Below are 26,571 nucleotides of genomic sequence, written 5' to 3' on the forward strand. Positions count from 1 at the left end.
ACCTCCGGGTGTCCCCCGGTGGCACACTCGCAGGCGCCGAGAGGAGGGCCGGGATGACACCGGTGGCCGGTACGCACTACCTGGCGGGCCCGGTGATCGCGTTCGCCGTGATCGCCGGGCTGGCGCTGTTCCTGCGGTGGGCGTTCCGCGGTGAGCCGCGCCGTCGTCCCGCGGCGGACGACGGCCTGCTCACCCGCGTCGCCACGCTGTCCGGCCGGGAGTCGGCCCTGGCGCTGCGCGCGGTGCTCTCCGACGCGGGGATCCGCTCCACGGTGCGCGCCACCGGTGCCCACCGCGCGGAGGTGCTCGTCTTCCCCGAGGACGCCGACCGCGCCCGCGTGCTGGCCTCGTCGTTCCCCGCCGGCTGAGAGGACGAGGGCCGTCAGCCGGACCGCTCGGCGGGGTCCGGCAGTTCCTCGGCCACGCTGCAGCGGCTGACCAGCCACGGCTGCAGGTCGTCGAAGCCGCGGACCGACCGGCGCTGGAGCGGCTCGATCCGGTAGTCGGGGTGCTGCCGCAGCCGGGCGGCCAGCTCGCGGTCGACGAGCACACTCCCGGCGCGGGCCACCGTGGTCAGCCGGCTGGCCAGGTTCACCACCGACGAGTACACGTCCCCGAGCCGGGTGAGCACCCGCCCGTGCGCCAGGCCGACCCGCAGCGGCGGCCGGTCCACGGCCCCCCACCGCTCGGGCAGCGACAGCCCGATCTCCGCCGCGGCGGCCGGGTCCGCGGCGGTGAAGAGCACCCCGTCGCCGACGGTCTTCACCACCCGCCCGCCGCCGCGCGCGACCACCTCGGCAGCGGTCGCCTCGAAGTCCTCCACCATGACGGCCAGTTCCGCGCCGCTCATACCGCGCGTGCGGGTCGTGTAGCCGACGAGGTCGGCGAAGCCGACGGCCAGCTCGCGCTCCTCGCCACCGGCCGGCGCCCGCTCGGCCGCTGCGGCCAGGTGACGGCGCCACACGTGGTCCTGCACCTCGCGCAGCAGCGACAGCAGCGCGTCGACTGCCGGCGGCACGTCGCCGGGCGCGCTGCCCGGCCGGGCGGGTCCTCCGTCGCGGTCGCGCGCGAGGGCACCGGTGAGCAGGGCGGTCTGCCAGTCGGCCAGCCGCGCCAACGGCTGCGCCAGCGCACGGGCGAACGACGCCTCGGTGCCCGGGACGACGAACCCGGCGTCGACCAGGTCCGCCAGGGCGTGCAGCGCGGCGACGTCGCCGTCGGTGAACACCGCGTCGTCCTCGGCGGCCTCGGGGAAGCCCAGCGCGTGCCACAGCTGCCGGAAGCCGTCCGGCGGCATGCCGGACAGCTGAGCCACCTGCGCCCGGGTGTACTGCCGACGGCCGCCGAGCAGCAGCCGGTCGAGCTCGGCAGCAGGCCGGGTCCGACGCGTCCTGTCCTCGTCGTGCACCTCCCCGAGTGTGCGGCACACCCGGGTGGTCGTGCTGGACTCAGCCGGCCCGCTCGACCCGCTCGATGTGCGCGCCCAGGCCGCGCAGCTGGTCGACGAAGTCGGGGTAGCCGCGGTCGACGTGGTGCACGTCCTGCACCTCGGTGACGCCGTCGGAGACCAGACCGGCCAGGACCAGGCCCGCGCCGGCGCGGATGTCGGTGGCCACCACCGGCGCACTGGAGAGCCGTTCCCGGCCCCGGACGACGGCGTGGTGCCCGTCGGTGCGCACCGAGGCACCGAGCCGGACCAGCTCGTTGACGAACATGAAGCGGCCCTCGAACACGTTCTCGGTGATCAGCGCCGTCCCCGTGGAGACCGCCGCCAGCGCCACCGCCATCGGCTGCAGGTCGGTCGGGAACCCCGGGTAGGGCAGCGTGACGACGTCCACGCAGCGCGGGCGGCCGTCCATCGCCACCCGCAGCCCGTCCGGCAGCGGCTCGACGTGCGCCCCGGCGTCGCTGAGCTTGGCGAGTGCGACGGTGAGGTGGTCGGCGGCGGCCCGCTCGATGACGACGTCCCCGCGCGTCATCACCGCGCCGATCGCCCAGGTGCCGGCGACGATCCGGTCGGGCACCGTCGTGTAGGTGACCGGCTTGAGGGTCGGCACGCCCTCGACGGTGATCGTCGAGGTACCGGCGCCCTCGATCTGGGCCCCCATCGCGGTGAGCATCGCGCAGAGGTCGACGATCTCCGGTTCGCGCGCGGCGTTGTCGATGACCGTCGCCCCCTCGGCCAGCACCGCGGCCATCACCAGGTTCTCGGTGGCACCGACCGAGGGGAAGTCCAGCCAGATGCTGGTGCCCGTCAGCCGCGGAGCGGAGGCGACCAGGAAGCCGTGCTCGCTGTGGATGGTGGCGCCGAGCCGCTCCAGGCCGGAGATGTGCATGTCCAGCCCGCGCGAGCCGATCGCGTCACCACCGGGCAGCGCCACCCTGGCCGAGCCGCACCGGGCGACGAGCGGGCCCAGCACGCTGATCGAGGCCCGCATCCGGCGGACCAGGTCGTAGTCGGTCTCCGTGGCGGGCTCGTCGGGGACGTCGACGACCAGCCGGCCGCCACCGCCGTGCTCGTGCCGCTCGTAGCTCACCTCGCACCCGAGCCGGCGCAGCACCTCGCTCATGATGGCCACGTCGAGGATGTCCGGGACCTCGTCGATGGTGGTCCGCCCCGCCGCCAGCAGCGCGGCCGCCATGAGCTTCAGCGCGCTGTTCTTGGCGCCGGTGACCCGCACCCTCCCGGTCAGGGCCGTGCCGCCGGTGACCTCGAAGCACTCCACCGGTCCACCCTACGGTGGCCCCGATGCAGGGCCCGCCCGCCGGCCCCGTCCCGGGTCCCACCCTGAGCTCGCGAGGGGTGGGGAGGACGAGGCCCTTCCACGGTGGGGGCAGCGAGGTCCTTCTTCTAGGCTCGCGGCCATGACCGTCCGGCTGACCCGCATCTACACGAAGACCGGTGACGCCGGTCAGACGCACCTCGGGGACATGAGCCGGGTGGGCAAGACCGATCCGCGCCTGGTGGCCTACGCCGACGTCGACGAGGCCAACAGCGTGCTCGGCGTCGCCCTGGCCCTCGGGTCGCCGTCCCCGGAGCTCACCGAGCTGCTGCGCAGCGTGCAGAACGACCTGTTCGACGTCGGGGCCGACCTCTCCACCCCGGTCACCCCCGACCCGCAGTACCCGCCGCTGCGGGTGACCACCGCCTACACCGAGCGGCTGGAGGCGGCCTGCGACCGCTACAACGAGGCGCTGCCCAAGCTGGCCAGCTTCATCCTCCCCGGCGGCACCCCGCTGGCCGCGCTGCTGCACCAGGCGCGGGTCGTCACCCGCCGGGCCGAGCGCAGCGTGTGGGCACTGCTGGAGGCCGACGGCGAGCGCAGCAACGCCGAGACGGCCCGCTACCTCAACCGGCTCTCGGACCTGCTGTTCATCCTCGCCCGCGTCGCGAACCCGGACGGTGACGTGCTGTGGGAGCCCGGCGCACACAGCGGGGTGCACGCCCAGCGGGCGGCGTCGGCGGCGGAGACCCCGGCCGCCGACTGAGGCCCGTCCCGGGTCCTGCCTCGAGCCGGTGAGGGCCGGGAGGACGGGGTCCTCCCACGAGTGGCGAGGAGGACGCGGTCCTCCCTCAGCGGACCGGAGGGGCGGACTCCAGCCAGGACAGGAAGCCGGTCACCGTCGAGGTGTCCATGGCCAGTTCCCGGGGGCCGGCCGCGGTGTTGCACGAGAGGACGACGACGTCCTCGGGCAGGGCGACGTCCCTGGCACCCGCGCGGCGCCGTCCCTGCACCTGGAACTCCGCCCGGCAGAGCCGCTGCTGCGGGCGCACCGACAGCGACAGCGCCCGGTACCAGAGCAGCGAGTCACCGCCGTACCAGGCGACCCCCACCGACCACCGGGGCGAACCCGTCGGGCGCAGCCACATGGTGACCGCGCCGAGCCCGGAGAGCAGGAAGCGGCGGCGCAGCAGGAAGGCGACGACCAGCCCGACGAGGACCACCGCGACGGCCAGGACGAGCAGTTCGGTCGTCATCCGGGGCGCCGGGGGTCAGGCGGGACGTCGACAGGGGCTCAGGCGTCCTGGCCCGCAGCGCGCAGTCGTGACTGGGCGCGCCGGGCGGCGGCCAGGGCGTCGGGGTCGTCGCCGGCCTCCTCGGCGCGGCGCAGTGCCTCGCGGGCCCGCTCGACGTCGATCTCGAAGGAGATCTCGGCGGTCTCGGCGAGGATCGAGACACCGCGGTCGGTGACCGAGAGGAAGCCCCCGTGAGCCGCGACGACCAGGTCCTCGCCCTCGACGGTGCGGACGGTCACGATGCCGCCCTCGGCGAGCTGGCCCAGCAGCGGAGCGTGCCCCGGCAGCACACCGAGTTCGCCCTCCGTGGTGCGCGCGACGACCATGCTGGCCTCGCCGGACCAGATCATCCGCTCGACGGCCACCAACTCGACATGCAGGGTCGCCACGACACTCCTCGGGGTCCACCGACCGGCGGTTCGGCTCGCCGGGTCCGGGCTGGACACGGCGACGGGTCAGCCCACTCTATCGGCCGCATCTGCGCCGTTCGTCCGGCGGCCCGCCAGCGAGGTCCCGCCCCGAGCCTGCGAGCGGTGGGGAGGACGGCGGCCCCGTCCCGGGGTCCCGCCCCGAGCCTGCGAGGGGTGGGGAGGACGGGGTCCTTCTTCAGGCGCAGCGGCGGTACAGCAGGGTCCAGCGCCCGACGCGCACCCACGGACGGCGGACGGTCGAGGCCGGCGCCCAGCTCTCGGTGTGGAACTGCCGGCCGCCGACGTAGGGCACCGCAGCGGACGGAGGCCAGCTCCAGTCGGCTTCGTCCGCCCTGCTCCCGGAGATGCCGTCCACGTCGTCTCTCCCGCTCGTCGCCCAGCCGGTCCGGGCGCCCCCGCACGAGATCGGCACGGCGTGGCTCGCCCTTGAGGCGACCCACACCACACCACCCGGCCGGTGTCGCCCGCCGGGGGCTACCCACACCGGGCCCGAACACACGGAACGGCCGGGTCCCATTCGGGACCCGGCCGTTCTCGTCGGCGCTGGAACGACCCTCCTGCAGGGCCCCGCCGGCCCCGTCCCGGGTCCCGCCCCGAACCTGCGAGGAGTGGGGAGGACGGGGTCCTTCGACGAGTGGCGGGGGCAGGGGGTCCTTCCTCAGGCCCGCTTCAGCTTGTCGGCGTTGCGCTCGAGGTCCTCGAGGCCACCGCACATGAAGAAGGCCTGCTCGGGCACGTTGTCGTACTCACCGTCGGTGATCGCCTTGAAAGCCTGCAGCGTCTCCGAGACCGGGACGAACGAGCCCGGCTGACCGGTGAAGGCCTCGGCGACGAACATGTTCTGGGACAGGAAGCGCTCGACGCGCCGGGCCCGGTTGACCGTGACCTTGTCCTCCTCGGAGAGCTCGTCGATGCCGAGGATGGCGATGATGTCCTGCAGCTCCTGGTAGCGCTGCAGCACCTGCTTCACCGTCTGGGCGATGGCGTAGTGCTCCTGCCCGACGTACTGCGGGTCGAGGATCCGGCTGGTGGAGTCCAGCGGGTCCACGGCCGGGTAGATGCCCTTCTCCGAGATCGGCCGGCTGAGCACGGTCGTCGCGTCGAGGTGGGCGAAGGTGGTGTGCGGCGCCGGGTCGGTGATGTCGTCGGCGGGCACGTAGATCGCCTGCAGCGAGGTGATGGAGTGACCACGCGTCGAGGTGATGCGCTCCTGCAGCTCGCCCATCTCGTCGGCGAGGGTCGGCTGGTAGCCCACGGCGGACGGCATGCGGCCCAGCAGCGTGGAGACCTCGGACCCGGCCTGGGTGAACCGGAAGATGTTGTCGATGAAGAGCAGCACGTCCTGGTTCTGCTCGTCGCGGAAGTACTCCGCCATGGTCAGCGCCGACAGCGCGACCCGCAGCCGGGTGCCCGGCGGCTCGTCCATCTGGCCGAAGACCAGCGCGGTCGACTCGATGACGCCGGACTCGGTCATCTCGGTGATGAGGTCGTTGCCCTCACGGGTGCGCTCGCCGACGCCGGCGAACACCGAGACACCACCGAACTCCTGGGCGACGCGGCGGATCATCTCCTGGATGAGCACCGTCTTGCCCACGCCGGCACCACCGAACAGGCCGATCTTCCCGCCCGCGACGTAGGGCGTCAGCAGGTCGATGACCTTGATGCCGGTCTCCAGCATCTCGGTGCGGCCCTCGAGCTGGTCGAACCGCGGCGCGTGCCGGTGGATCCCCCAGCGCAGCGCGTCGTTGCCGTGGCCGGGGGTGTCCAGGCACTGGCCGAGGGCGTTCCACACGTGGCCGGTGGTCACGTCCCCGACCGGCACCGAGATCGCCGAGCCGGTGTCCCGGACCTCGGCGCCCCGGACGAGACCGTCGGTCGGCTGCATCGAGATGGTGCGGACCACGTTGTCGCCCAGGTGCTGGGCGACCTCGAGGGTCAGCGTCTTGCCCAGGTCGGCGAGGGTGACCTCCACCTCCAGGGCGTTGAACAGGTCGGGCATCGCGTCGCGCGGGAACTCGACGTCGACGACCGGCCCGGTGACCCGGACGACGCGGCCGGTCGTCTGGGTGGTCGGACGGTCCTCGGTGACGGTCATCTGTACTGCTCTCCTGCCCTCGGCCTTGCGTTGATCCGCGTCTTCGTGTCCCTGCCGCCGGAACGACCGGGGTGGGGTCAGTCGTCGGCGCCCGCGGACACCAGCGCGTCCGCACCGCCGACGATCTCACTGATCTCCTGGGTGATCTCGGCCTGGCGGGCCTGGTTCGCCTGCCGCGAGAGGTTCTTGGCCAGCTCCTCGGCGTTGTCCGAGGCCGACTTCATCGCCCGCCGCCGGGACGCCGACTCCGACGCCGCCGACTCCAGCATCGCCGCGAAGATCCGCGTGGTGACGTACTTCGGCAGCAGGGCGTCGAGGAGGGCGTCCGGTGAGGGCTCGAACTCGTACGAGGTGGGCACGCCGGAGTCACCGGTACCGGCGGTCACACCGCTGTCCCGGTCCTCGCGCTCGTAGTCGAACTCCTCGACCTCCTCGACCTCCAGCGGAGCCATCCGCTTGGCGACCGGGATCTGCGCGAGCAGCGACCGAAACTCGGTGTAGACGATGTGCAGCTCGTCCACCCCGAGGATCCCGTCGGCGCCGGCACCGGTCTCGTCGTCGTCCTCGCCGGCGGTGAAGGCGGCGATCAGCTGCTCCCCCACGCGCTGAGCGTCGGCGTAGCCCGGCTGCTCGGAGAACCCGGTGAAGGTCTCGGCCACCGCGCGGTTCCGGAAGGAGTAGTAGGTCTCCCCCTTGCGGCCCACCACGTAGAGGACCGGCTCCTTGCCCTCCTGGCGGAGCAGCGAGAGCAGTTCCTCGGTGCGGCGCAGGACGTTGACGTTGTACGAGCCGGCGAAGCCGCGGTCGGAGGTGATGACGAGCACCGCCGCCCGACGTGCGTCCTGCCGCTCGGTCAGCAGCGGGTGGTCCAGCGACGCCGACGACGCCAGGGCCGACAGCACCCGGGTGATCTCCCGGGCGTAGGGCTTGGACGCCTCCACCCGGGCCTGGGCGCGCACGATGCGGGCACCGGCGATCAGCTCCTGGGCCGAGAAGATCTTCTTCGTCGACTTCGTGGAGCGGATGCGGCGCCGCAGCGCACGGAGGTTGCTGGCCACGGTCAGGCGCTCCGCTTGACCTGGACGCGCTCCTGGCCGCGCTCGGACGCGTCCATCGCCTCGGCCTCGTCCTCCTTGATGCGCAGCGTCCCGCCCTCGGACGTCTGGAACTGGCCGTAGAACTCCTCGACCGCCCGCTCCAGGCTCTGGACGGCGTCGTCGCCGAGCGCTCGGCTCTGCCGGATCCCGTCGAAGACGCCGCCGTGGTTGCGGGCGACGTAGTCGAGGAACTCGGCCTCGAAGCGGCGGACCTCGGGCACCGGGACCTTGTCCATCTTGCCGGTGGTGCCGAGCCAGATGGAGACGACCTCGCGCTCCACCGGGTAGGGCTGGTACTGCCCCTGCTTGAGCAGCTCCACCAGGCGCTGGCCGCGCTCGAGCGTGGCCCGGCTGGACGCGTCCAGGTCGGAGGAGAACGAGGCGAAGGCCTCGAGCTCGCGGTACTGCGCGAGGTCCAGCCGCAGCCGGCCGGCGACCGACTTCATCGCCTTGATCTGCGCCGAGCCACCCACCCGGGAGACCGAGATGCCGACGTTGATCGCCGGGCGGACACCGGAGTTGAACAGACCCGTCTCGAGGAAGATCTGCCCGTCGGTGATCGAGATGACGTTGGTCGGGATGTAGGCCGACACGTCGTTGCCCTTGGTCTCGACCAGCGGCAGGCCGGTCATCGAGCCGGCGCCCAGCTCGTCGGAGAGCTTGGCGCAGCGCTCCAGCAGCCGGGAGTGGAGGTAGAAGACGTCGCCGGGGTAGGCCTCACGGCCCGGCGGACGGCGCAGCAGCAAGGACACCGCGCGGTAGGCCTCGGCCTGCTTGGACAGGTCGTCGAAGACGATCAGGACGTGCTTGCCCTCGTACATCCAGTGCTGGCCGATGGCCGAGCCGGTGTAGGGGGCGATGTACTTGAAGCCCGCGGCCTCCGAGGCGGGGGCGGCGACGATCGTCGTGTACTCCATCGCGCCGGCCTCCTCGAGGGAGGCGCGGATGGCGGCGATCGTCGAGCCCTTCTGGCCGACGGCGACGTAGATGCAGCGGACCTGCTGGGCGGGGTCGCCCGTGGCCCAGGCCTGCTTCTGGTTGATGATCGTGTCGGTGACGATCGCGGTCTTGCCGGTCTGCCGGTCACCGATGACCAGCTGGCGCTGACCACGGCCGATCGGCGTCATGGCGTCGATGGCCTTGATGCCGGTCTGCATCGGCTCGTGCACCGACTGCCGCTGGACCACGGTCGGGGCCTGCAGCTCCAGCGCGCGACGGCCGGTGGTGGTGACCGGGCCTGCGCCGTCGATCGGGTTGCCCAGCGGGTCGACCACGCGGCCGAGGTAGCCGTCGCCGACCGGCACGGAGAGGACCTCGCCGGTCCGGCGGACCTGCTGGCCCTCCTCGATGCCGGCGTAGTCGCCGAGGATGACGACGCCGACCTCGCGGACGTCGAGGTTCAGCGCCAGGCCGCGGACGCCGCTCTCGAACTCGAGCAGCTCATTGGTCATGACCGAGGGCAGGCCCTCGACGCGGGCGATGCCGTCGCCGGCCTCGGTGACGATCCCGACCTCCTCCCGCGACACGTCGGGCGAGTACTCGGTGACGTAGTTCTGGATGGCACTGCGGATCTCGTCAGCGGAGATCGTCAGCTCGGCCATGGCGTGGTGTCCTCTTCCCTGCTGGGTGGTGTCTGGGTGGGGAGCCGGGTCGCGGTCAGCCGACGAGCCGTCGGCCGGCGGCCTCGAGACGGTGCGCGATGCTGCCGTCGATGACCTCGTCACCGACGCGGATGACCAGGCCACCGAGCACGCCGGGGTCGACGACCACCTGCAGGCCGATCGGCCGGTGGTAGAGCCGCCCCAGGAGCTCGGCGAGCCGGCGCTCCTGCGCATCGGTCAGCGGCACGGCGGTCGTCACGCGCGCCACCGACTGCCCGCGGCGGGTCGAGGCCGCCTCGGAGAGCCGCTCGACGACGTTCTCGGCGTGGCCGATGGTCCGTCCGGTGAGGTGGTTGCGCAGCAGCATCGCCGTGATCGGGCTGACCCGACCGGCGAGCAGTCCGTCCAGCAACGCAGCCTTGCCCGTGACCGGCGCGGTGCGGTCGCTGAGGATCCGGGACAGTTCCGCATCCCCGCCGACGATACGCCCGAACCGGAACAGCTCGTCCTCGACGCCGTCGAGCTCGCCGCGGGTTTCCGCGGCATCCAGCGCGGCGTCCGTGGCCAGGGTCTCGGTCGCCTCCACCAGGTCCAGCGGCCGCGACCAGCGCTGCCGGGCCGCGGTCTCGACCAGGTCGAGCGTGGCGCCCGAGACCCGCCCGGAGAGCAGCCGCCGTGCCACGCCGGCCCGATCGGCCGGGGAGCCCGAGGGATCCGACAGCGCGCGGCGCAGCGAGACCTGCCCGTCCAGGAGGTGGGCGACGGCGAACAGCTCCTCGGCCAGGGCCACGAGCTCCTCGTCGGTCGCGGCCCGCTCCTGGCCGGTCAGCCGGTCCCGCGCCCGCTCGAGCAGGCCGGAGGCCGGCCGGGTGAGCTCGGTCAGGCGTTCCCGTACCGCGCGGAGCGCCTCGCGGCTGGAGGCATCCATCAGCGGTCGCCCTGCACGTACACCGTGCTGCCGGTGGCGCTTCCCCGGCCGTCCGGCGAGGCGCCGGCGGCCATGCCGTCGAGCTGGTCGAGGAAGCGGTCGACCGTGCCGCTGCGGCGCGCCTGGTCCTCGAGGGACTCGCCGACGACGCGGCCGGCGAGGTCGACGGCGAGCCGGCCGATCTGGCCGCGCAGCTCGTTGACGACCTGCTGGCGCGAGGTGGCCAGCTGCTCCTCACCGCGGGCGACGATCCGCGCGGACTCCTCCTGGGCCTGGGCCCGGAGCTCCTCGAGGATCTGCTGCCCCTCGGCGCGGGCCTGGTCGCGGATCTGCGCGGCCTCGGTACGCGCCTCGGCCAGCTGGGCGCGGTACTGCTCCAGCGCGGCCTTGGCCTCGGCCTGCATCGACTCGGCCCGCTCGATGCCACCCTCGATCGCCTCGCGGCGGGCCCGGAAGACCTGCTCGAAGCGCGGCCAGACGAACTTGCCCAGGACGAAGAAGGCGATCGCGAAGGTGATCGTCCCGATAATGATCTCCCCCACCGGGGGGAGCAGCGGGTTGGCCGACTCCGCAGCCAGGGTTCTCATGCTCAGCACGTCCCTACGTCAGGTGGGGTCCGACCTGGGGACCAGGTCACTGACCGAAGATGAAGGGCACGACCAGGCCGATGAGTGCCAGCGCCTCGGAGAGCGCGGCGCCGAGGAAGGCGTAGGTCCGGGTGAGGCCGGCCGACTCGGGCTGGCGGGCGGTCGCCTGGATGTATGCGGCCCAGACGATGCCCACGCCGATGCCGGGGCCGATCGCGGCGAGGCCGTAGCCGACCGAACCGATGCTGCCGGTCAGCTGTGCCAGTTCGTCCATTACTCGGGATTCCTCCTGTGTCGGTCGCCCGGGGGGTCCCCCGGGCGGCTGGCTGGGGGTGGTGCGGTCAGTGAGCGGGCTCGACGGCGCCGTTGAGGTAGGTCGCCGTGAGGATGACGAAGACGTAGGCCTGCAGCAGGATGACCAGCAGCTCGAAGAAGGTCATGACCAGCGCCATCAGGAACGACAGCGGCGCGAACACCACCGAGAAGTTGCCGACGTTCAGCAGGTAGACGGCGCCGAGCGAGAACACCACGAGCAGCATGTGGCCGGCGAACATGTTGGCGAAGAGCCGGACGGCCAGGGTGAACGGCCGGATGATGAAGACCTGCAGCAGTTCGATCGGTGTCACGAGGATCAGCGCGGCCTTGGGGACGCCCGGCGGGATGGCGGCGTCCTTGAAGTAGCGGCCGGCGCCCTGCTCACGGATGCCGATGTAGTTGTAGAGCACCCAGACGATCACCGCGAGGACCAGCGGGATCGCGAACCGCGAGTTCGGGGAGATTTGCGCGAACGGGAAGATGCTCATGAAGTTGTTCGCGAGGATGAAGAAGAACAGCGAGGCCAGGAAGGGCGCGAAGGGCAGCCCCTTGGGGCCGATCACATCGCGGGCCATGCCGTCGCGGACGAGCGAGTATCCGCTCTCCCCCAGGTACTGCAGCTTGTTCGGCACGACCGACGCCTTGCGGGCGGCCAGCACCAGCAGCGTCAGGATCGCGGCGGTGGCGATCCACATGATGATCGTGATCCGGGTGATCTCGAAGTCGATGCCCAGGACCGAGAACTCGGCGACAGCGGGCGGGTAGAACTCCGCGATGGTGGGGGACTGGAAACCGCTGTCCCCACCGCCCTCGGCGGCGAGCACGTCGATGAGCGCGTGGGCGCTGGAGGTCACCGTTGTCCCTTCTGCGTCCTGGTCGGGCTGCGGCGCCCGCCCCGGGTGGAGCCGGTGCGCCCGGGCCCCTCCGTCGGGGGCAGGGCGCCGTACTTGACGACCACCAGGTAGATGGCCACCGTCAGGCCGAGGAGCACGCCGATGAGGGCGACGAAGCGGGTGCCCCACCAGCGGTCGAGCGCCAGCCCGACCCCGCCCCACACGATGATCCCCGAGAGCATGGTCCCGGTGATCCCCCAACCCATGTCGGCCCCGCTGGGCTGACGGTCGGCTGGCGGTGCAGGTCGAGGTCGGGAACCCCCGCTGGAGGAGCTGTCCTCGGCCATCGGCCGGGACACTATCAGCCGCGTGTCGCGGGGTTCTCCGGCGGCGGTGGGGTTCCCCCGGTCGAGGGCGGTGCGGGGGGCCGCGCACGAGGCGGGGCGGGTGGGGTCACGTAGTACAGCCGCCGGGTCCAGACCCAGCGCTGCTGGACGACGCTCCACAGCAGCGCTCCGGCGATCACCGTCCACGCCAGCGTGCGGCGGTCCACCCACCCGTCGGCCGGGAGCGACTGGAGGACCGCGACCAGCACCAGGATCTTGACGAAGAACGAGCCGAGGGCGGCCGGCAGCGTGAAGGCGTCACCGTGCCTGCCCGCCCAGGCGATGAGCAGGCCGGACAGGGCGAAGAAGGACGTGACGACGGCAGCGCCGAGCAGCACCGCGACGGCGGCGTCCCAGCCCACGAGCAGCCCGGCGACCGGCGCGGCCACGGCGGTGCACGCCGCGGTCACCGCCGTCCCTACGCGGAGGAAGGACAGGTCCCACGGGACCTGCTGCTCGCTCCCGGTGACGGTCATCGGACTCCCTGGGGAGAGGGCTTGCCGGCCGGGTCGGCCGGCCGGCCGGGGACGGAGGGGGCGGTGGCGCGCAGCGCCCGCGCCGTGGGGTGGTCGGCCCGGCTGCGCTGCCGCTGGGCCTCGAGCTCGGCGGCACGGGCCTCGCGGGCGGCCCGCCGGGCGCGCGGGCTGAGGACGACCACGACGCCGAGGACGAGCAGCACCGCGATGCCGACGAGCAGCTCCACCTTGCCGCCGGTGATCGACAGCATCACCGCCCCGAAGGAGAGCAGCGCGGCCCAGAAGTACATGACGAGCACCGCGCGCCGGTGCGAGTGGCCGATTGCCAGCAGCCGGTGGTGCAGGTGCATCTTGTCGGGCGAGAACGGCGAGCGGCCGCGGAGGCTGCGGCGGACGACGGCCATCACCAGGTCGATGAACGGGATCGACAGGACCGCGATCGGGACCAGCAGCGGCAGGGCCAGCGGCAGCAGGGTGGCCGCTGAGTCGAACGTCTGCGGGTCGGCCTGCCCGGTGGCCGAGACCGCGGCCGCGGACAGCATCAGGCCGACCAGCATCGAGCCGGAGTCGCCCATGAAGATGCGGGCCGGGCTGAAGTTGTGCGGCAGGAACCCCAGGCAGGCGCCGGCCAGCACCGCGGTGATCAGGGCCGGGGCGCTCGCGATGTCGTCGTAGCCCTCGACCCCGAGGTGGTAGCTGTAGGCGAAGAACGCCAGCGCGGCGATCGCGGAGACGCCCGCGGCCAGGCCGTCGAGGCCGTCGATGAAGTTCAGCGCGTTGACCGTCAGCACGGTGAGCAGCAGGGTCAGCGGGACGCCGATGTCGGGTCCGAGCGAGAGCGTCCCGATGTCGGCGACCGGCAGGAAGACGAAGGCCAGCTGCACGCCGAGCAGCACCATCACGCCGGCGGCGGCGATCTGGCCGGTGAGCTTGGTCAGCGCGTCCAGGCCCCACTTGTCGTCGAGGACGCCCAGCGCGCAGATCAGCCCGCCGGCGGCCAGGACGGCGGCGGTCTGGGAGTCGTCGAAGGTGCGCTGCAGCGCGGGCAGCCGGGTGGCGACCAGCACCGCCGCGGCGACCCCCAGGTACATCGCGACGCCGCCCCCGCGCGGGGTGGGGATGACGTGCACGTCGCGTTCGCGCGGCGCGGCCATCATCCGCAGCCGGACCGCCGCCAGCCGCACCACCGGGGTCGCCAGGTAGGTGACCAGCCCGGCGGTGAGCAGGACGACGGCGTACTCGCGCATGGGTCAGGCGGCGCCGGAGACGCTCACGGGCGAGTGCGTCCGGCCGGAGGCGGTGCCCCAGGAGCGGGTGCTCATCGCGGCGGATCTCCCGGGGATCGACGACGGACTGGAGTCCCACGGTATCGCTCCGGCGCCCCGCCCACCGTCAGCCGCTGAGCGGCGGCGGCCCTAGTCGACGATCCCGGGGACGACCTCGCGCAACCGGTCGACCGGGATGGCACCGACCCGCAGCACCCGTGGGGCCGGCACGGTGCAGTCGACGATCGTGCTGGCGGCGGACCCGGCGCGCGGTCCGCCGTCCAGGACGACGGCCGCGTGCACCCCCAGCTGGGCGACGGCCTCGTCGGCGGTGGTGGCGGCCGGCCGGCCGGAACGGTTGGCGCTGGAGACCGCGAGCGGGCCGGTGCGCCGCAGCAGGTCGCGGGCGACCTCGTCGTCGGGCAGCCGGACGGCGACGGTGCCCTCGGCGTCCCCCAGGTCCCAGGCCAGGGACGACGCGTGCTCGAGGACAAGGGTCAGCCCCCCGGGCCAGAACGCCTCGGCCAGCGCCGTGGCGACCGGCGGGACCACGGTGACCAGCCCGACCAGCGTCGAGGCCTCGCCGATGAGCACCGGGACCGGCATCGTGCGGCCGCGGTTCTTGGCCGCCAGCAGCGCGGCGACCGCCGATGGGGTGAAGGCGTCGGCGGCGACGCCGTACACGGTGTCGGTGGGCATCAGCACCAGCTCGCCGTTGCCGATCGCCGCCGCCGCGGCGTCCAGCCCGGCGGCGCGGGCGTCGGGGTCGGAGCAGTCGTAGGTCGCCGGGGTCGAAGACGGAGCCACGGGGGGCGAGTCTGTCATCCCCCGGTCCGGTGTGCGGTCGTGTACCGCGGACGGCCGGCCAGGTCGGGGTGGTCCTCGACGCCGGTCCAGCTGCCGGAGGCCCGCACCAGCGCGGGCAGCGCACCGCCCTGCTGGTCGGCGTGCTCGATGCCCAGCCCGCCACCGGGCCGCAGCAGCCGGGCGGCGGTCCGCAGCAGACCGCGGACGACGTCGAGACCGTCCGGGCCGCCCCACAGCGCCAGCGGCGGGTCGTGGTCGGCGACCTCGCGCGGCACCGTCGCGCCGTCCGGCACGTACGGCGGGTTGGAGACGACGAGGTCGACCGTGCCGTCGAGCTCCCGCAGCAGGCCCGGGTCGGTCATGTCCCCGGACAGCACGTCGACGGGGGTGTCCCCCGCCGCGGCGCGGCTCGCGGCGTTGTGCCGGGTCCACTCGATCGCGCCGGGGTCACGCTCGACGGCGGTCACCCGCGCGCCGGGGTGCTCGTGCGCGATCGACAGCGCGATGGCGCCCGAACCGCTGCCCAGGTCGACGACTACCGGCTCGGCGAGACCGGCCAGCCGGGCGAGCGCCCACTCGACGAGCTGCTCGGTCTCCGGTCGCGGCACGAAGACGCCGGGGCCGACGGCGAGCTCCAGGGAACGGAACGGGGCACGGCCGGTGAGGTGCTGCAGCGGCACCCGGTCGGCGCGCTGTCCGGCGAGGCCCTCGAAGCGGGCTACCGCGTCGTCCGGCACCTCGCCGAGGGTCAGCAGGCCGGCGCGGGAGACGCCGAGCACGTGGGCGAGCAGCAGTTCGGCGTCCACCCGTGGTGACTCGACGCCGGCGTCGGCGAGCCGCCGTGCCGCGTCAGCCAGCAGCGAGCGGGTGTTCAGGACCCGGCCGCCAGCAGCTCGGCGGTGTGCGCGCGGGTGAGCGCGTCGATGACGGGGTCGAGCTCCCCGTCGAGCACCTGGTCGAGGTTGTGCGCCTTGAACCCGACCCGGTGGTCGGAGATCCGGCTCTCCGGGAAGTTGTAGGTGCGCACCCGCTCGCTGCGGTCGACGGTGCGGACCTGGCTGCGGCGCTGGTCGCTGGCGGCCGCGGCGGCCTCGTCCCGGGCGGCGGCCAGCAGCCGGGAGCGCAGCACGCGCAGCGCCGACTCGCGGTTCTGCAGCTGGCTCTTCTCGTTCTGCGAGCTGACCACGATGCCGGTCGGCAGGTGCGTGATCCGGACGGCGGAGTCGGTGGTGTTCACGCTCTGCCCACCGGGGCCCGAGGAGCGGAAGACGTCGATGCGCAGGTCGTTCGGGTCGACGGTCACGTCGACCTCCTCGGCCTCGGGCAGCACGAGGACGCCGACGGCGGAGGTGTGGATGCGGCCCTGCGACTCGGTGACCGGCACCCGCTGGACCCGGTGCACGCCGCCCTCGAACTTCAGCCGCGACCAGATGCCCTCGTCGCTGCGGGACTTCACCGCGATGGCGACGTCCTTGTAGCCGCCCAGGTCGGCGGGGACGGCGTCGAGCACCTCGGTCGCCCAGCCGCGCCGCTCGGCGTAGCGCAGGTACATGCGCAGCAGGTCGCCGGCGAACAGCGCCGACTCCGCGCCCCCCTCCCCCGCCTTGATCTCGAGGATGACGTCCTTGTCGTCGTCGGGGTCCTCGGGCACCAGCAAGGAGCGCAGCCGCTCCTCCAGCTCGGGCACCCGCTGCTCGAGGGCGGCCGCCTCGGCGGCGAAGGATGCGTCCTCGTCGGCGAGCTCGCGGGCGGCGGCGAGGTCGTCGCGGACGGCGTCCAGCGCGCGCTTGGTCTCCACCAGCGGGGCCAGCTGCGCGTAGCGGCGGCCCAGCCGGCGGGCCCGGGAGGCGTCGGCGTGCACGGCGGGGTCGGCCAGCTCGGTCTCCAGCGCGGCGTGCTCGGCCAGCAGCCCGCTCAGGCGATCGCTCGCCCCACCCGACCCGGCGTCGGTGCTGCTGCTCATGAGTGGTCCTCTCGAGGGTGGTACCGGGGCTGGACACGACGACGGCGCCCGCCCCACACGAGGTGGGACGGGCGCCGTCGGGGGGACTACTGGCCGGCGTTGGCGTTGCGCTTGCCGAACCGCTTCTCGAAGCGGGCCACGCGGCCGCCGGTGTCCAGGATCCGCTGCTTGCCCGTGTAGAAGGGGTGGCAGGCGGAGCAGGTCTCGACGGTCAGCGTGCCGCCGGGCGCCGTGCTGCGGGTGGTGAAGGTGTTCCCGCAACCACAGGTCACCGTGGTGGTGTGGTACTCGGGGTGGATGCCGGGCTTCATGTCGCCTCTTCCGGGAGTCTGTGCCGTTCAGGTGGTCGAACGCCGGCGGCCGGCCGGTCATTCCGGCTGCACAGCGGGGCTCGTCGCTCAGTGTCCCTGACGCCTGGCGACGTGCTGGAACCGGCCCCGCTGCCACCCGCCGCGAGCGTGCGAGCGGCGGGGGCCAGCGGGGTCCTTCAGTCGTTGCCGGGGCCGAGCGTCGTCTTCTGGATCTGCATGAGGAACTCGATGTTGTTGCGCGTCTTGCGCAGCTTGTCGAGCAGCAGCTCCAGCGCCTGCTGCGGCTCGAGCGCGGCGAGCACCCGGCGCAGCTTGATGACGATGGCCAGCTCGTCGGGCGACATGAGGATCTCCTCCTTGCGCGTGCCCGACGCGTTGACGTCGACGGCCGGGAAGACCCGCTTGTCCGCTAGGCGGCGGTCCAGCTTGATCTCCGCGTTACCGGTGCCCTTGAACTCCTCGAAGATGACCGTGTCCATCGTGGAGCCGGTCTCCACCAGCGCCGAGGCGATGATGGTCAGCGAGCCGCCGTTCTCGATGTTGCGGGCGGCGCCGAGGAAGCGCTTGGGCGGGTAGAGCGCCGTGGAGTCGACACCACCGGAGAGGATGCGCCCGCTGGCGGGGGCCGCCAGGTTGTAGGCGCGGCCCAGGCGGGTGATCGAGTCCAGCAGCACGACGACGTCGTGGCCCATCTCGACCAGGCGCTTGGCCCGCTCGATGGACAGCTCGGCGACCGTGGTGTGGTCCGACGGCGGCCGGTCGAAGGTCGAGGCGATGACCTCGCCCTTCACCGAGCGCTGCATGTCGGTGACCTCCTCGGGCCGCTCGTCGACGAGGACGACCATGAGGTGGCACTCGGGGTTGTTCGTCGTGATCGCGTTGGCGATCGACTGCAGCACCATCGTCTTGCCGGCCTTGGGGGGCGACACGATGAGCGCGCGCTGCCCCTTGCCGATCGGCATGACCAGGTCGATGACCCGGGTCGTCAACTGGTGCGACTCGGTCTCCAGCCGCAGGCGCTCCTGCGGGTAGAGCGGGGTCAGCTTGGTGAACTCCGGGCGCTGCCGGGCCTGCTCGGGCTCCAGGCCGTTGACGGTGTCCAGCCGGACCAGCGCGTTGTACTTGTCCTTGCGCTCGCCCTCGCGGGGCTGGCGGACGGCGCCGGTGATCGCGTCACCGCGGCGCAGGCCGTAGCGGCGCACCTGCGACAGCGAGACGTAGACGTCGTTCGGGCCGGTCAGGTAACCCGAGGTGCGGACGAACGCGTAGTTGTCGAGCACGTCGAGGATGCCGGCGACCGGCAGCAGGACGTCGTCCTCGCTGACGGTCGGCTCGTTCTGGTCGAACCGCTCGCGGTTGTTGGTGCCGCGGCGGTTGCGGTCCCGGTAGCGCCGACCCCGGCGGCCGCGACCGCCCTCGAAGTCGTCGTCGTCCTCGTCGTTGCGGTTGTCGTTCCCGCGCTCGGTGCGGTCGTTGCGGCTGTCGGTCCGGTTGTCGGGCCGGCCGCCGCGCTCGCCCCGGTCGGGACCGCGGTTGCCGTCGCGATCGGTGCGGCTGCCGTCACGGTCGGTCCGGTTGGCGTCACGGTCGGCGCGGCTGGCGTCACGGTCGGTGCGGCTGGCGTCACGGTCGGTCCGGTTGGCGTCACGGTCGGTGCGGCTGGCGTCGCGATTGCCGCGCTCGGCGCGGTCGCCGCCGTCCCGGTTGCCCTCACGCTCGCGGGCGTCGCCACGGCTGCCGCCGTCGCGCTCGCCGCGGTTGCGCCCGCGGTCGCGGTTGCGCTGCGGACGGTCGCCCTCGGTGCGCTCGTCGTCGGCCTGCTCAGGAGCCGTACCGGGGGCGGGGGCAGGGGCCTCGGCGCGCGGCTCGGGCGCGCTCGGCGCGGCCTCGACCGCCGGGGCGGAGCCCTCGGCGGCGACAGCGGAGCCCTCGGCAGCGGGAGCGGAGCCCTCGGCAGCGGGACCGGCACCCTCGGCAGCCGGGGCGCCGGCAGGCCGGCTGGCCGCACGACGGCGGCGCGGTGCGGCCTCGGTGCCCGCGTCGGACGACGAGGTCAGCGGGCCGCCGTTGGCGCCACCACTGATCGGGGCCTCGACCGGTGTGGCCGTGGCGGCCACCCCGCGGGCGGTGTCGGCGCCACGAGCGGCCGGGATGTCGGCGGGGGCGCCGTTGGGAGAGGCGCCACCAGTGCTCTCCCCGCCCACCTGGCGGGCGGAGATGGCGGCGACCAGGTCGCCCTTGCGCATCCGGCCGGTGCCGGAGATGCCGAGCTCGGCGGCCAGTCGCTGCAGCTCGGGCAGCAGCATGCCGGAGAGCCCGCTGCCGCGGCGACGGGTGCGGCCCGTCGTCCCAGAGGCGGCAGGTGCCTCGTCGTTGCCTGCGCCCTGCGGCGCGGTGACGAGGTCGGTGGTCTCGCTCACGTACAGGTCCTTCCCTGCGGAGACCTGCGCCTACCAGCGCAGGGGGTGGTCCGGCCCCTCCCGCCTGATCTTTGAGCAGACAGCAGGAGAAGCGGGATCCAGTGGGTGCGGAGCGGTTGTGCGGCGACGGACATCAAATCGTCTGCAACGCCCCGCGCGAGGCTCGCCCGACTGGGCGGCTACGCCGTGAGCCTAGTGCTGGCCCACAGACGCGACAACACCGATCGGAACCGGTGTGTTCCTCGTTATCGAGACGATACCCCAGGGGTCCCGACCTGCACGTCTGCACCGCAGGGATCGACGTCCAGAACCCGCAGGAACCAACCCGGAGGAGTGAGATCCCTCACCTCGTGCAGCCCGTCTCGGCCGGCGGAGCGCCGGGTGAGGACGAGCAGGCTCGGTCCCGCACCGGAGACGACGGCGGCGTGACCGGCCGTGCGCAGCCGGTCGAGCAGCTGCGCGGAGTCCGGCATGGCCGCCGCGCGCTGCTGCTGGTGCAGCCGGTCCTCGGTCGCCTCGAACAGCAGGCCGGGCGCGGCGGTCAGCGCGTGCACGAGCAGCGCGGCCCGCCCGGCGTTGAAGGAGGCGTCGGCGTGCGGGACCGCGTCGGGCAGCAGGCCGCGGGCGACGTGCGTGGACAGCGTCCCGTCGGGGACGAGCACCACCGGCACCAGGTCGGGCGAGACCTCGAGCTGCTCGGCGCGGGCACCGCCATCGGTCATCCAGGACAGCGTCGCGCCGCCGAGCAGGCACGGGGCGACGTTGTCCGGGTGCCCCTCCAGCTCGGTGGCGAGCCGCAGCACGGCGTCCCGGTCGACGCCCTGGACCTCGGGGCACAGCGCCCACGCGCCGACCAGACCGGCGACCACCGCGGCGGCCGACGAGCCCATCCCGCGCCCCTGCGGGATGCCGTTGCGCGCGACGACGGCCAGCCCCGGCGGCGTCCAGCCGAGCGCGTCGCACCCGGCGCGGAACGCCCGGACGACGAGGTGCGACTCGTCGGTGGGCAGCGTGTGCGCCCCCTCGCCGGTCAGCGCGACCTCGAGCCCGCTGTGCCGGACGGCGAACTCGACGACGTCGTGGCAGGTCAGCGCCAGCCCGGCGCTGTCGAACGCCGGACCGAGGTTGGCGCTGGTCGCGGGCACGCGGACGCGCGCCGTGGAAGGACCCCGTCCTGCCCTCCGCTCGGGGAAGGACCCACTGCCCCCCACTGCTCGCGAGCTCGCGGCGGGACCCTGCAGGGGGCCGACCCCGGACGCGGCCGGAGGTCCCGTTCCCTCGGTCACAGGCCGAGCTGCGCGGCGGCGGCTGCGGCGTCGACCGGCACGGTCACCGGGGCCGGCGCGCCGGAGATCGCCCACTCCGGGTCCTTGAGCCCGTTGCCGGTGACGGTGCAGACGACCCGCTGTCCCGGCTCGAGCCCACCGGCCTCGGCGACCTGCAGCAGACCGGCGACCGACGCAGCGGACGCCGGCTCGACGAAGACCGCCTCGGTGCGGGCCAGCAGCCGGTAGGCCGCGAGGATGGCCCGGTCGGTGACGGCGTCGATCCGGCCGCCGGACTCGTCCCGGGCGGCCAGCGCCTTGGTCCAGGACGCCGGGTTGCCGATGCGGATGGCGGTGGCGATGGTCTGCGGCTGCTCGACGACCTGCCCGGTGACGATCGGGGCGGCGCCGGCGGCCTGGAAGCCCCACATGCGCGGTGTCCTCGTGGCGGTGCCGTCGGCGGCGTACTCGCGGTAGCCCTGCCAGTACGCGGTGATGTTGCCGGCGTTGCCGACCGGCAGGCAGTGGACGTCCGGGGCGTCGCCGAGCACGTCGACGATCTCGAACGAGGCGGTCTTCTGCCCCTCGATCCGGAACTGGTTGACGCTGTTGACCAGGCTGACCGGGTAGTCGATCGCCAGCTTGCTGGCCAGCGCGAGGCAGTCGTCGAAGTTGCCGTCGACCTGCAGCAGCTTGGCGCCGTGCACCAGCGCCTGCGCCAGCTTGCCCAGCGCGATCTTGCCCTGCGGGACGAGGACGGCGCAGACCATCCCGGCGCGGGCGGCGTAGGCGGCGGCGCTGGCGCTGGTGTTGCCGGTGGACGCGCAGATGACCGCCTGGGCGCCCTCCTCCCTGGCCTTGGTGATGGCCATGGTCATCCCGCGGTCCTTGAACGACCCGGTCGGGTTGGCGCCCTCGACCTTGAGGTAGACGTCGCAGCCGGTGCGGCGGGACAGCTCCTGCGCCGGCACCAACGGGGTCGCCCCCTCCTGGAGGGTGACCACCGGTGTGCTGTCGCTGACCGGCAGCCGCGAGCGATAGGCCTCGATGAGCCCCGGCCACAGCGGTGAGACGGTGCCCCGGACGGGCAGCTGCGTCGTCATGACAGTCCCTCCACACGCAGGATGCTGGTGACGCCGCGCACGGCGGGCATGCCCCGGAGCGCGGTCACCGTCGCCGAGAGCGCCGCGTCCGGAGCGCTGTGCGTCACGATGACCAGCGTCGCGGCGTCCCCGTGCCCGTCCTGGCGCACGGTGGCGATGCTGACCCCGTGGCGGGCGAACTCCTGCGCCACCGTCGCGAGCACGCCCGGCTTGTCGGCCACGTCGAGGCTGATGTGGTACCGGGTCGGGGTCTCGGCGATCGGCCGCGCGGGCAGGCCCGCGTAGGCGGTGACGCCGGGCCCGGCGACCCCGGCGACCCGGTTGCGCGCGACGGCGACCAGGTCGCCCAGGACCGCGCTGGCGGTCGCGTCCCCGCCGGCGCCCTGGCCGTAGAACATCAGCTGCCCGGCGGCCTCGGCCTCGACGAACACCGCGTTGAACGCCCCGCCGACCGAGGCCAGCGGGTGCGTCGTCGGGATCATCGCCGGGTGCACGCGGACGGCGACGGAGTCCCCACCCTCGCCCGGCACCCGCTCGCAGATCGCCAGCAGCTTCACCGTGCAGCCGATCTCGGCGGCGCGGGCGACGTCGGTCGAGGTGACCGCGGAGATGCCCTCGCGGTACACGTCGGCGGCCGACACCGGGGTGTGGAAGGCGAGCGAGGCGAGGATGGCGGCCTTGGCGGCGGCGTCGAAGCCGTCGACGTCGGCGGTCGGGTCGGCCTCGGCGTAGCCGAGGTCGGTGGCCTCGGCCAGCGCCTCGGTGAAGCCGTGCCCGGTCTCGGCCATGCGGGACAGGATGTAGTTGGTCGTGCCGTTGACGATGCCGACCACCCGGCGCAGCTGGTCCCCGGCCAGCGACTCCCGCAGCGGGCGCAGCAGCGGGATGGCGCCGGCCACGGAGGCCTCGTAGTACAGGTCGACGCCGGCCTCGGCCGCGGCCGCGTGCAGCTCGACGCCGTCGTCGGCCAGCAGCGCCTTGTTGGCGCTGACCACCGACTTGCCCGCCCCGAAGGCGGCCAGCAGCAGCGAGCGCACCGGCTCGATGCCGCCGATGACCTCCACGACGAGGTCCACGTCGGGCCGCGTCACCAGCCAGTGCGCGTCGGTGGTGAGCAGGTGCGGGGGGACGTCGGGGTGCCGGTCGGGACGGCGGACCGCGACTCCGGCGACCTCGACGGGACGGCCGATGCGGGCGGCGAGGTCCGGCGCCTGCTCCTCCAGCAGCCGCAGCACCGCGCTGCCGACGGTGCCGCAGCCCAGCAGGGCGACCCGCAGCGGCGCCGTCACGAGGTCACCCCGGCGGGGTGCTCGGGCGCGGGCTGGGACGGCGCGACCGCGGGCGCGGGCACGTCGGCGAGGACGGCGTCGAGGGCGAACACGTCCGACAGTGTCTGACGCCGGACGATCTCCGTGGCGGCGCCGTCCCGCACGGCGACCACCGGCGGCTTGAGCAGATAGTTGTAGTTGCTCGCCATCGACCAGCAGTAGGCGCCGGTCGCGGCGACCGCGAGCAGGTCGCCGGGCTGGACGTCGGCGGGCAGCCACAGGTCGCGTACCAGGATGTCCCCGCTCTCGCAGTGCTTGCCGACCACCCGGCACAACGCCGGCGGGGCGTCGGACTCCCGGTTGGCCAGCACGCAGGTGTAGGAGGCGTCGTAGAGCGCGGTGCGGATGTTGTCACTCATCCCGCCGTCGACGGACACGTAGTTGCGCACCTGCGGGGCGCCCTGCCCGCCGCTGCCGAGCCGGACCGGCTTGATCGTGCCGATCTCGTAGAGCGTCACCGTGCCGGGGCCGGCAATGGCGCGCCCGGGCTCGACGGCCAGCCGGGGCACCGGCAGCCCGAGCGCGTCGCACTCGGCGGCGACGGCGCTGCGCAGCCGCCGGGCGACGTCGCCGGGGCTGACCGGGTCGTCGCCGGGCAGGTAGGCGATGCCGAAGCCGCCGCCGAGGTTGAGCTCCCCCAGCACCTCGCCGGTGGCCTGCCGCACCTGGCCGAGCAGACCCACCACCCGGTGCGCGGCCGCCTCGAACCCGGCGGTGTCGAAGATCTGCGAGCCGATGTGGCTGTGCAGGCCGGTCAGCCGCAGCGCCGGCTCGCGGATCACCCGGACCGCGGCGGTCAGCGCGTCGCCGGTGGCCAGCGAGAACCCGAACTTCTGGTCCTCGTGGGCGGTGGCGATGAACTCGTGGGTGTGCGCCTCGATGCCGACCGTCGTCCGGATCAGCACCGGCACCGGCGCGCCGCCGGCGGCGACCCGGGCGGCGGCCAGCGGCACCAGCCGGTCGACCTCGTCGAAGGAGTCGAGGACGACGTGGCCGATGCCGGCGTCGACGGCCAGCTGCAGCTCGACGAGCGACTTGTTGTTGCCGTGCAGGGCGATCCGCCCGGCCGGGAAGCCGGCGGCCAGGGCGAGGGCCAGCTCGTTGCCCGAGCAGGCGTCGAGGTGCAGGCCGTCGTCGGCGATCCAGCGGGCGATCTGACCGCAGAGGAACGCCTTGGAGGCGTAGTGCACGTCCGCGTCGGTGAAGGCGGCGGCGAAGTCGGCCGCGCGGCTCCGGAAGTCGCCCTCGTCGAGGACGAACAGCGGCGTGCCGTGGGTGCGCGCCAGCTCGGTGACCGGCCGGCCGCCCAGGTGCAGCTCGCCGTCGACCCGCCGGGCCGAGCGCGGCCAGACCTGCGGGTCCAGCGCGCCGAGGTCGGCCGGTGGCAGGCCGACGGACGGCGGCGGGGTCATCCCCCCGTGCAGCGGCCCGGCCGGGTGCGCTCTCACATCCGCTCCGGGGCGCTCACGCCGAGCACGCCGAGGCCGTTGCGCAGCACCACGGCGGTCGCCGCGCACAGCCACAGCCGGGCGACGGTCAGCGGGGTCGTCTCCTCGTCCCCGCGGGGCAGCACCCGGCAGGAGTCGTAGAAGCGGTGGTACGTGCCGGCCAGCTCCTCCAGGTAGCGAGCCACCCGGTGCGGAGCGCGCAGCTCCGCGGCCGAGGTGAGCACCCGCGGGAACTCCCCGAGCGCCCGCAGCAGCGCGTTCTCCCGCTCGTGGGTCAGCTGCGCGGCGTCGACGTCCCCCGGCTCGCCGAGGGCGATGCCCAGGTCGGCGGCGTTGCGCAGCACCGAGGAGATCCGCGCGTGCGCGTACTGGACGTAGAAGACCGGGTTGTCGTTGGTCTGCCGGCTCCACAGGTCGAGGTCCAGGTCGATCTGCTGGTCGACCGAGGCCCGTGCCAGCGCGTAGCGGGCGGCGTCCGCGCCGACGGCCTCCACGAGGTCCTCGAGCAGGACGACGGTGCCGGCCCGCTTGCTCATCCGCACCGGCTCGCCGTCGCGGACCAGGTTGACCAGCTGGCCGAGCAGGATCTCCAGGTTGGCGTCGGGGTCGTCGCCGACCGCGGCGACCAGCGCCCGGTACCGGCCGACGTACCCGGCGTGGTCGGCGCCGAGCATGATCACGACCTTGTCGAAGCCCCGGGAGCGCTTGTCCAGGTAGTAGGCGCAGTCGGCGGCGAAGTAGGTCGGGTCGCCGTCGCTCTTGACCAGGGGCCGGTCCTTGTCGTCACCGAAGTCGGTGGTGCGCAGCCAGGTGGCGCCGTCGGCCTCGTAGACGTGGCCGTTCTCCCGCAGCCGGGCGATCGCCTTCTCCAGGGCGCCGGTCTCGTGCAGCGTGCGCTCGCTGAAGTAGACGTCGAACTCGACGCCGAACGCGGCGAGCGTCCGCTTGATCTCGGCGAACATCAGCTCGACGCCGCGCTCGCGGAACCGCTCCTGCTGCTGCTCGTCGGGCAGCTCGAGCACGCCGGGCTCGGCGGCGACGACCTGCGCGGCGATCTCGCCGATGTAGTCGCCGGCGTAGCCGTCCTCGGGGACCGGCCGGCCGACTGCGGCGGCCATCAGGCTGCGGGCGAACCGGTCGATCTGCGCCCCCGCGTCGTTGAAGTAGTACTCCCGCGTCACCGACGCGCCGCTGGCCTCCAGCAGCCGGCCGAGGGCGTCACCCACGGCAGCCCAGCGCGTGCCGCCGATGTGCACCGGGCCGGTCGGGTTGGCGGAGACGAACTCCAGGTTGAGCCGCTGCCCGGCGAGGGTGCCGGTGTGCCCGTAGGCAGGGCCGGCGGTGACCGCGTCGACGGCGATCCTGCCGAGCGCGCCCTGCGCCAGGGTGATGTTGAGGAAGCCGGGGCCCGCGACGTCGACGGAAGCGATGCCCGGGTGCGCCCGCAGCTCCCCGGCGAGCAGCTCGGCCACCTCCCGCGGCGGCCGCCCGGCCGGCTTGGCCAGGCGGAGCGCCACGTTGGTGGCGTAGTCGCCGTGCTCGGGGTTCTTCGGGCGCTCGACCACGACCTCGGCGGGCACCTCGACGGGCAGCGCGCCTCGCCCGACGACCGCGCCCACGGCGGTGCGTACGACGGCCTGCAGCTGCTCGGGTGTCACCGCACGAGCGTACTGACCGGGCGTCCGCGTCCCGTGCGGGCTTCCTCACCCTCGCCCCGACCCTCCCCCGCGCTCCCACGAGGCGTTCACCCCGCGCACCTAGACTCGGCCGCCGGAACGGCCGCGCGGGAGCCGCAGCGCGGCCCGCCCGGCCCGGCGCACGCACGGGGCCGGGGAGACCGGCACGGACACCGAGCACCAGAGGAGAGGCCTTGGCCAAGGACCGCAAGCCCGAG

Annotated in this window: 27 protein-coding genes; 2 read left to right on the plus strand and 25 right to left on the minus strand. The window is 73.7% G+C overall.

From position 1 onward, the window contains the following. Positions 1–53 precede the first annotated feature (53 nt). The gene (locus GOBS_RS20170; RefSeq protein WP_012950117.1) at positions 54–368 is read left to right on the plus strand and encodes a hypothetical protein; all 315 of its coding nucleotides are present in this window, start codon (positions 54–56) and stop codon (positions 366–368) included. Between the two features lie 14 nt (positions 369–382). On the opposite strand, the gene GOBS_RS20175 is transcribed toward GOBS_RS20170, so the two are convergent. Both GOBS_RS20175 and murA read right to left on the minus strand, forming a co-directional pair. Continuing rightward, positions 383–1,408, minus strand: coding sequence for an adenylate/guanylate cyclase domain-containing protein (locus GOBS_RS20175; RefSeq protein ID WP_041242548.1), 1,026 nt, complete (start codon positions 1,406–1,408; stop codon positions 383–385). Between the two features lie 40 nt (positions 1,409–1,448). Next, the gene (gene murA / locus GOBS_RS20180; protein WP_012950119.1) at positions 1,449–2,726 is read right to left on the minus strand and encodes a UDP-N-acetylglucosamine 1-carboxyvinyltransferase; all 1,278 of its coding nucleotides are present in this window, start codon (positions 2,724–2,726) and stop codon (positions 1,449–1,451) included. Positions 2,727–2,865: 139 nt separating this feature from the next. Here murA and GOBS_RS20185 point away from each other — a divergent pair, with 139 nt between their 5' ends. Then, positions 2,866–3,489 (plus strand): cob(I)yrinic acid a,c-diamide adenosyltransferase, encoded by a 624-nt coding sequence (locus GOBS_RS20185; protein WP_012950120.1) that lies wholly within the window; start codon positions 2,866–2,868, stop codon positions 3,487–3,489. An 85-nt stretch (positions 3,490–3,574) separates the two neighbouring features. On the opposite strand, the gene GOBS_RS20190 is transcribed toward GOBS_RS20185, so the two are convergent. From GOBS_RS20190 to argS, 23 genes are all read right to left on the minus strand, one after another. After that, complete coding sequence (locus GOBS_RS20190; protein WP_012950121.1) at positions 3,575–3,979, minus strand: DUF2550 domain-containing protein; 405 nt, start codon at positions 3,977–3,979, stop codon at positions 3,575–3,577. 38 nt (positions 3,980–4,017) lie between these two features. After that, positions 4,018–4,407 (minus strand): F0F1 ATP synthase subunit epsilon, encoded by a 390-nt coding sequence (locus GOBS_RS20195; RefSeq protein ID WP_012950122.1) that lies wholly within the window; start codon positions 4,405–4,407, stop codon positions 4,018–4,020. Between the two features lie 217 nt (positions 4,408–4,624). After that, positions 4,625–4,804 carry a hypothetical protein gene (locus tag GOBS_RS20200; RefSeq protein WP_041241600.1) on the minus strand — a complete coding sequence of 60 codons (180 nt, stop codon included), beginning with the start codon at positions 4,802–4,804 and terminating at the stop codon, positions 4,625–4,627. Between the two features lie 303 nt (positions 4,805–5,107). Then, entirely contained in the window at positions 5,108–6,544 is a 1,437-nt protein-coding gene (gene atpD, locus GOBS_RS20205) for a F0F1 ATP synthase subunit beta (RefSeq protein WP_012950124.1), read from the minus strand. A 77-nt stretch (positions 6,545–6,621) separates the two neighbouring features. Further along, positions 6,622–7,602 carry a F0F1 ATP synthase subunit gamma gene (locus GOBS_RS20210; protein WP_012950125.1) on the minus strand — a complete coding sequence of 327 codons (981 nt, stop codon included), beginning with the start codon at positions 7,600–7,602 and terminating at the stop codon, positions 6,622–6,624. A gap of 2 nt (positions 7,603–7,604) precedes the next feature. Further along, positions 7,605–9,242: a F0F1 ATP synthase subunit alpha gene (gene atpA, locus GOBS_RS20215; RefSeq protein ID WP_012950126.1), complete on the minus strand. Its 1,638-nt coding sequence runs from the start codon at positions 9,240–9,242 to the stop codon at positions 7,605–7,607. Between the two features lie 55 nt (positions 9,243–9,297). Then, on the minus strand, positions 9,298–10,170 hold the full coding sequence (locus tag GOBS_RS20220) for a F0F1 ATP synthase subunit delta (RefSeq protein WP_012950127.1): 873 nt from the start codon (positions 10,168–10,170) through the stop codon (positions 9,298–9,300). Then, positions 10,170–10,757, minus strand: coding sequence for a F0F1 ATP synthase subunit B (locus GOBS_RS20225; protein ID WP_012950128.1), 588 nt, complete (start codon positions 10,755–10,757; stop codon positions 10,170–10,172). The genes GOBS_RS20220 and GOBS_RS20225 overlap by 1 nt, the downstream gene beginning before the upstream one ends. Before the next feature lie 46 nt (positions 10,758–10,803). Continuing rightward, positions 10,804–11,031 carry an ATP synthase F0 subunit C gene (gene atpE / locus GOBS_RS20230; RefSeq protein ID WP_012950129.1) on the minus strand — a complete coding sequence of 76 codons (228 nt, stop codon included), beginning with the start codon at positions 11,029–11,031 and terminating at the stop codon, positions 10,804–10,806. Between the two features lie 67 nt (positions 11,032–11,098). Next, the gene (gene atpB, locus GOBS_RS20235) at positions 11,099–11,926 is read right to left on the minus strand and encodes a F0F1 ATP synthase subunit A (RefSeq protein WP_012950130.1); all 828 of its coding nucleotides are present in this window, start codon (positions 11,924–11,926) and stop codon (positions 11,099–11,101) included. Next, on the minus strand, positions 11,923–12,171 hold the full coding sequence (locus GOBS_RS20240; RefSeq protein ID WP_243697550.1) for an AtpZ/AtpI family protein: 249 nt from the start codon (positions 12,169–12,171) through the stop codon (positions 11,923–11,925). Before GOBS_RS20240 ends, atpB begins: the two co-directional genes overlap by 4 nt. A 95-nt stretch (positions 12,172–12,266) precedes the next feature. Further along, on the minus strand, positions 12,267–12,767 hold the full coding sequence (locus GOBS_RS25750) for a Cg1360 family ATP-synthase-associated protein (RefSeq protein WP_012950132.1): 501 nt from the start codon (positions 12,765–12,767) through the stop codon (positions 12,267–12,269). Beyond that, the gene (locus GOBS_RS20250; RefSeq protein WP_012950133.1) at positions 12,764–14,014 is read right to left on the minus strand and encodes a glycosyltransferase family 4 protein; all 1,251 of its coding nucleotides are present in this window, start codon (positions 14,012–14,014) and stop codon (positions 12,764–12,766) included. Before GOBS_RS20250 ends, GOBS_RS25750 begins: the two co-directional genes overlap by 4 nt. Positions 14,015–14,182: 168 nt before the next feature. Then, complete coding sequence (locus GOBS_RS20255) at positions 14,183–14,839, minus strand: L-threonylcarbamoyladenylate synthase (protein ID WP_041241601.1); 657 nt, start codon at positions 14,837–14,839, stop codon at positions 14,183–14,185. 14 nt (positions 14,840–14,853) lie between these two features. Next, a complete protein-coding gene (prmC, locus tag GOBS_RS20260) occupies positions 14,854–15,714 on the minus strand; it encodes a peptide chain release factor N(5)-glutamine methyltransferase (protein WP_012950135.1) in 861 nt (286 codons plus the stop codon). Beyond that, positions 15,711–16,802: a peptide chain release factor 1 gene (gene prfA, locus GOBS_RS20265; protein ID WP_012950136.1), complete on the minus strand. Its 1,092-nt coding sequence runs from the start codon at positions 16,800–16,802 to the stop codon at positions 15,711–15,713. Before prfA ends, prmC begins: the two co-directional genes overlap by 4 nt. Before the next feature lie 86 nt (positions 16,803–16,888). Then, positions 16,889–17,113 (minus strand): 50S ribosomal protein L31, encoded by a 225-nt coding sequence (gene rpmE, locus GOBS_RS20270; RefSeq protein WP_012950137.1) that lies wholly within the window; start codon positions 17,111–17,113, stop codon positions 16,889–16,891. Between the two features lie 176 nt (positions 17,114–17,289). After that, complete coding sequence (rho, locus tag GOBS_RS20275; RefSeq protein ID WP_012950138.1) at positions 17,290–19,533, minus strand: transcription termination factor Rho; 2,244 nt, start codon at positions 19,531–19,533, stop codon at positions 17,290–17,292. A gap of 245 nt (positions 19,534–19,778) precedes the next feature. Next, the gene (gene thrB / locus GOBS_RS20280) at positions 19,779–20,678 is read right to left on the minus strand and encodes a homoserine kinase (protein WP_243697552.1); all 900 of its coding nucleotides are present in this window, start codon (positions 20,676–20,678) and stop codon (positions 19,779–19,781) included. A 137-nt stretch (positions 20,679–20,815) separates the two neighbouring features. Continuing rightward, complete coding sequence (gene thrC, locus GOBS_RS20285; RefSeq protein ID WP_012950140.1) at positions 20,816–21,901, minus strand: threonine synthase; 1,086 nt, start codon at positions 21,899–21,901, stop codon at positions 20,816–20,818. Beyond that, the gene (locus tag GOBS_RS20290) at positions 21,898–23,190 is read right to left on the minus strand and encodes a homoserine dehydrogenase (protein ID WP_012950141.1); all 1,293 of its coding nucleotides are present in this window, start codon (positions 23,188–23,190) and stop codon (positions 21,898–21,900) included. Before GOBS_RS20290 ends, thrC begins: the two co-directional genes overlap by 4 nt. Beyond that, positions 23,187–24,677, minus strand: a complete 1,491-nt coding sequence (gene lysA / locus GOBS_RS20295) for a diaminopimelate decarboxylase (RefSeq protein WP_012950142.1) — start codon at positions 24,675–24,677, stop codon at positions 23,187–23,189. Before lysA ends, GOBS_RS20290 begins: the two co-directional genes overlap by 4 nt. Continuing rightward, the gene (gene argS, locus GOBS_RS20300) at positions 24,674–26,335 is read right to left on the minus strand and encodes an arginine--tRNA ligase (RefSeq protein ID WP_012950143.1); all 1,662 of its coding nucleotides are present in this window, start codon (positions 26,333–26,335) and stop codon (positions 24,674–24,676) included. The genes lysA and argS overlap by 4 nt, the downstream gene beginning before the upstream one ends. Positions 26,336–26,571: the final 236 nt, after the last annotated feature.

The sequence above is a fragment of the Geodermatophilus obscurus DSM 43160 genome (assembly GCF_000025345.1).
In the GTDB taxonomy this organism is placed as follows: Bacteria; Actinomycetota; Actinomycetes; order Mycobacteriales; family Geodermatophilaceae; genus Geodermatophilus; species Geodermatophilus obscurus.

Excerpts from the sequence above, each read along its gene's own strand:
- GOBS_RS20170 (WP_012950117.1), top strand. The coding sequence starts at position 54 with ATGACACCGGTGGCCGGTACGCACTACCTGGCGGGCCCGGTGATCGCG.
- GOBS_RS20185 (WP_012950120.1), top strand. The coding sequence starts at position 2,866 with ATGACCGTCCGGCTGACCCGCATCTACACGAAGACCGGTGACGCCGGT.
- GOBS_RS20190 (WP_012950121.1), bottom strand. The coding sequence starts at position 3,979 with ATGACGACCGAACTGCTCGTCCTGGCCGTCGCGGTGGTCCTCGTCGGG.
- atpD (WP_012950124.1), bottom strand. The coding sequence starts at position 6,544 with ATGACCGTCACCGAGGACCGTCCGACCACCCAGACGACCGGCCGCGTC.
- atpA (WP_012950126.1), bottom strand. The coding sequence starts at position 9,242 with ATGGCCGAGCTGACGATCTCCGCTGACGAGATCCGCAGTGCCATCCAG.
- GOBS_RS20220 (WP_012950127.1), bottom strand. The coding sequence starts at position 10,170 with ATGGATGCCTCCAGCCGCGAGGCGCTCCGCGCGGTACGGGAACGCCTG.
- GOBS_RS20225 (WP_012950128.1), bottom strand. The coding sequence starts at position 10,757 with ATGAGAACCCTGGCTGCGGAGTCGGCCAACCCGCTGCTCCCCCCGGTG.
- atpE (WP_012950129.1), bottom strand. The coding sequence starts at position 11,031 with ATGGACGAACTGGCACAGCTGACCGGCAGCATCGGTTCGGTCGGCTAC.
- GOBS_RS20240 (WP_243697550.1), bottom strand. The coding sequence starts at position 12,171 with ATGGGTTGGGGGATCACCGGGACCATGCTCTCGGGGATCATCGTGTGG.
- GOBS_RS25750 (WP_012950132.1), bottom strand. The coding sequence starts at position 12,767 with ATGACCGTCACCGGGAGCGAGCAGCAGGTCCCGTGGGACCTGTCCTTC.
- GOBS_RS20250 (WP_012950133.1), bottom strand. The coding sequence starts at position 14,014 with ATGCGCGAGTACGCCGTCGTCCTGCTCACCGCCGGGCTGGTCACCTAC.
- prfA (WP_012950136.1), bottom strand. The coding sequence starts at position 16,802 with ATGAGCAGCAGCACCGACGCCGGGTCGGGTGGGGCGAGCGATCGCCTG.
- rpmE (WP_012950137.1), bottom strand. The coding sequence starts at position 17,113 with ATGAAGCCCGGCATCCACCCCGAGTACCACACCACCACGGTGACCTGT.
- thrC (WP_012950140.1), bottom strand. The coding sequence starts at position 21,901 with ATGACGACGCAGCTGCCCGTCCGGGGCACCGTCTCACCGCTGTGGCCG.